The organism is Sulfurovum sp. (genome assembly GCF_041551015.1).
Lineage (GTDB): Bacteria > Campylobacterota > Campylobacteria > Campylobacterales > Sulfurovaceae > Sulfurovum.
In genome coordinates this window covers 1-4364 of record NZ_JBFENQ010000140.1, presented here as the reverse complement: position 1 = coordinate 4364, position 4364 = coordinate 1, and the positions used below count along the sequence as shown (strand labels likewise).

The window sequence follows — 4364 nt, the reverse complement described above, 5'->3', positions numbered from 1 at the left end:
CCCTCTATGGTCAAAGAGGTTTGAGCGATGTTGGTACTAAGTACCACCTTTCTAAAGCCTTTAGGTGGTGCATTTATGGCTCTGTCTTGTGCTTCTTTACTAAGGTTACCATAGAGTGTTGAGACAAAAACATCTTTGGGTTTAGTTGTGTTTAGAAGCTTTTCCACAGCTTTTATCTCTCTTACACCTGCTAGAAAAACAAGTATATTTCCTTCTTCTTTTTGTAAAATGCTGTGTAGAAGCGTATGTACAAAAGAGGGTAGTTCTTTTTTGTTTGGTTGAGGTGTATGGACCGGTAGATAGATGCTCTCCACAGGGAAAGAACGTCCTTCACTTTGCACAATGGGTGCATGCTTCATTAGTTCTGAGATGACAGAAGTATTCAGTGTTGCAGACATGATGAGTATCTTTAGGTCCTCTCGTAAAATAGTCTGAGACTCTAGAGCCAAAGCCAGAGACAAGTCCGCATGCAAAGAACGCTCATGAAACTCATCAAAGATAATGAGAGCCACATCTTCCAAGCTTGGGTCATGTTGCAGTTTACGGGTTAAGATACCCTCTGTAATGATGAGTATCTGTGTCTCTTTACTTTGCACCGACTCCATCTTTATCTGGTATCCGATGCGTTTACCTACTTTTTCACTCAGAAGTTCAGCCATACGGGCAGCAGAAGAACGCACAGCCAAACGGCGCGGTTCGAGTATGATGATCTTCTTACCCTTTAACCAAGGTTCATCTAACAGTGCTAAAGGAAGTGCCGTTGTTTTTCCTGCACCTGGTGGTGCTTGGAGTACTAAACGGTTGTTGTTTAGAAGTTTTTCTTTAACTTCAGGTATGACTTGGGTGATGGGTAGGGTTTTCATGTTTGGATTATACCTTAACCCAAATTATGCAATAGAATTATAGAACTAGTATTTATCATTTCACCGAGGGCATTTATGAGAAAATCATTGATAACTGGAGTATGACTATACTGACATTTTCATAAAGTGTTCTCGGATATTTGCACGCACGCGCTATAATACTTTCATGAAACAACAAACAGCACTTGACATACTAAAATCAGGCAAAAATGTATTTATCACCGGTTCAGCAGGAACAGGGAAGACCTATCTTCTTAATCTTTATACACAGTATTTAAAAGAGCGTAGGGTTTACCCAACCATTGTTGCACCCACTGGTATAGCAGCATCACATTTGGGTGGGCAGACGATACATTCATTTTTTGCTTTGGGTATACGTGACAGTATAGATGAAGGTTATGTAGATTTTTTGCTGGACAAAAAGTACCTCAAAACACGTTTTTCTAAACTCAAACTTCTCATTATCGATGAAGTTTCTATGATCTCACCAGAGATCTTTTCTTCTATGGACCTAATACTGCGTGGTTTTAAAGGTACAGATGCCCCTTTTGGTGGAGTGCAAGTAGTAATATCGGGAGACTTTTTTCAGTTACCCCCTGTGTCCAAAGTACCTAAAGAGAAGCGTTTTGCATGGCAATCTCCTGCATGGAAAGCATTAGACTTACATACCTGTTATTTGGAAGAGAAGTTTAGACAAGATGATGACAGACTTATACAAGTGTTAGATGATATACGAAGTGGTAGCATTTCAGATTCTTCAGAGCAGATATTAGCTGCACGTCATGAGAAAGAACTTTCCATTCAAACCCCTACCAAACTTTATACCCATAATGTAGATGTGGATCGCATCAACCTAGATGAGTTAGAAAAGCTTGAAGGTGAGCCTAAACTTTTTGTCTATGAGTCCAAAGGGAGTGAAAAGAACATAGAGAAGATTTTTAAATCTTCTTTGGTTTTAGAAAAGTTGGCACTTAAAAAGGGTGCGGTTGTCATCTTCATAAAAAACAATGTAGAAGCAGGCTATGTCAATGGTACCACCGGAACAGTACTCAGTTTCAGTCCCATAGACAACATGCCCATAGTACGAACTACAGAGGGTAAAAAAATAAAGTTAGAATTAGAAGACTGGTCACTTGAAAATGACAGTGGCAAGGTCACAGCGACTGTTTCACAAGTACCTTTGCGTTTGGCATGGGCTATCACGATACATAAGTCACAAGGTATGACACTAGATGCTGCGGAGATAGACTTGAGTAAAACATTTGAGAGTGGGCAGGGATATGTGGCACTTTCACGTATCAAAAATATCGAAGGTTTACGGCTTATGGGTTTAAACCCTATGGCCTTGCGTGTAGACCCTCTCATTTTGCATATAGATGAGCGTATTAAAATGGCCTCGAAAAAGGCTAGTGATAGCATAAAAGTATTGACAAAAGAGAGCTTAGAGAAGCTTTTTGAAAGCCATATATCACAGCTTAGTGGCATAATAAGCAAAGAGAAGATAGACGAAGAGATACAAAATATCAAAGAGGGTAAACCCTCACACTCAGCCTATGTTACACCTACGTATATGAAAACAAAACATCTCATAGAAAAGTCAGATACTCTGGTAAAACTAGCCATCAATAGAGGTTTGGGTAAAAGTACTATTGTGCAGCATCTTGCTCTGATAAAAGAAGAAAACCCCGAGATAGATATTAATAAATATAAACCAGAAGATGAGATTTTTAACAGGGTAGATGATGCAGTGTTAAAGCTAAGAACCAAGAACATCAAAGAGAACTTTTCTGAGGATGGTACCTTGCGTCTTAAAGCTGTATTTGAGGCTTTAGATGGGGAGGTGAGTTATGATGAGTTACGGGTTTGCATGTTGTTCTTGGCATAAATGATAACTGTTGCTGAAGAGTGGGCAGATGTAGCATCTGTACAGTAGTATTAGATAAGATATGGACAAAGTATCTTTAGTGTTATGCTATCCTTAAATTACGCATAAAATTCCCTGCAATGATCATACTATGTTCTTTAAACTTTTTATTAAATGACCATTTAGATGAGGCTTTCAGCCCACAAAATGAGCTCAACTCGGGAAAGTTGCCTGCTTATACGGTTGACTTCCTGGCCTTTTTTAAAGGCGATAATGGTAGGAAGCGCACTCACACCATACTCTCTGGCGACCTTTTGGTATTTATCGGCATTTATTTTGAGAAATCTCACCTTTGATCCAAAACCCAGAGCTGCATCTTCATAATCATCATACATTGCCATACAAGGGCCACAAGTGGATGAATAGAAATCAACTAGCACTGCTATGTCGTTTTCAATGATGTGGGTTGTACAACTCTCATCGGTTACTTCAACCGGAAAGGGGTCATCTAGATCTGTTTGACATTGGGAACATGGAATTTGCTCATTCCTAACTTCACTTTTGATGGTGTTGACGCTGTTGCACTCAGGGCATACGATTTTGAGAGTTTCCATGATTGACCTTTGGATAAAATATGTAGGAAGTATACACTTTTCTTAGAAAAAGAAGGGGTCTGGTGACGAAAACCTAAATTTAAATATGATTATACACCTTGTTCTTTTTTATAGTCATTTAGAAGTAACCCAAGCATAGATGACTTGTCATGTTCTTTAACAAAACAGATACTAAAAGCCTATAAAGAAGGCTATTCTCAGCATAGGGTTGCTAAAGTATTAAATATATCACAACCTGCTATTTATGGGGTTATTAAGAGGAATAAGCAATGAGTTATCGTTATCACCTGAGCCTTATTTTTATAATTTGAACTGTATTTTATTACCCAAAAACGTCAAAAGCATTAGTGACCCAAAACAAGTTACTCATATTAAAGAGATACTAAAATCTAGGGTAGGAGATAGTTTAACAATCGCTGAGATTGATGGTAACATAGGCAAGGCTACTATTAGTGAAATCAATGACAAGGAAGTACTTCTTATTGATCTTACACTGGATAAAAAACCACCAGCTAAACTTGATTTAACAGTTATTCTTGCTTTGCCACGTCCAAAAGTGCTACGTAGATTGATTATGGATATGACATCTCTTGGTGTTAATAAACTTATTATTGTAAATAGTTACCGTACTCAAAAAAGTTATTGGCAAAGCCCACTACTAAACCGTATAGATGAGTTTGTTTTTGAAGGGTTACAACAAGCCATAGATACAGTGCCACCAGTGATTGAGTTTAAAAAACGTTTTAAGCCATTTGTTGAAGATGAATTTCCTGCTTTATTACTAGATAAAAAGGGAGATGGAGAGCAAAGTAATGCAGTGATTGCCCATCCTTATGCTTCACAATCTTGGAAATCATATCTTGATGTTGCAAAGTGCAAGACTAACAATAAAGATAATATGCCAAAGGTACTATGTATTGGAGCAGAAGGCGGTTGGATAGACTATGAAGTTGACTTACTTTGCCAACAAGGATGTACATCTGTTAGTTTAGGACAAAGGATCCTACGTACAGAAACTGTGGT

The 4364-nt window shown here is 38.2% G+C and carries 5 protein-coding genes; 3 read left to right on the top strand and 2 right to left on the bottom strand.

Going from position 1 to position 4364, the window contains the following annotated elements; all coding sequences use genetic code 11:
- On the bottom strand, window positions 1-863 hold an 863-nt coding region (locus ABZC96_RS08560), incomplete at its 3' end, for a DEAD/DEAH box helicase (RefSeq protein ID WP_373030467.1).
- A 166-nt stretch (window positions 864-1029) separates the two neighbouring features.
- Here ABZC96_RS08560 and ABZC96_RS08555 point away from each other — a divergent pair.
- Entirely contained in the window at window positions 1030-2748 is a 1719-nt protein-coding gene (locus ABZC96_RS08555; protein WP_373030465.1) for an AAA family ATPase, read from the top strand.
- Window positions 2749-2909: 161 nt separating this feature from the next.
- Here ABZC96_RS08555 and ABZC96_RS08550 read toward each other — a convergent pair whose 3' ends face one another.
- On the bottom strand, window positions 2910-3266 hold the full coding sequence (locus ABZC96_RS08550) for a thioredoxin family protein (protein ID WP_373030468.1): 357 nt from the start codon (window positions 3264-3266) through the stop codon (window positions 2910-2912).
- Between the two features lie 219 nt (window positions 3267-3485).
- On the opposite strand from ABZC96_RS08550, the gene ABZC96_RS08545 reads away from it, so the two are divergent.
- Together ABZC96_RS08545 and ABZC96_RS08540 are read left to right on the top strand one after the other, a co-directional pair.
- Window positions 3486-3614, top strand: coding sequence for a helix-turn-helix domain-containing protein (locus tag ABZC96_RS08545; protein ID WP_373030463.1), 129 nt, complete (start codon window positions 3486-3488; stop codon window positions 3612-3614).
- Window positions 3586-4364, top strand: a 779-nt coding sequence (locus ABZC96_RS08540; RefSeq protein WP_373030461.1) for a 16S rRNA (uracil(1498)-N(3))-methyltransferase, incomplete at its 3' end; no start/stop codon positions are given. The genes ABZC96_RS08545 and ABZC96_RS08540, both read left to right, overlap by 29 nt.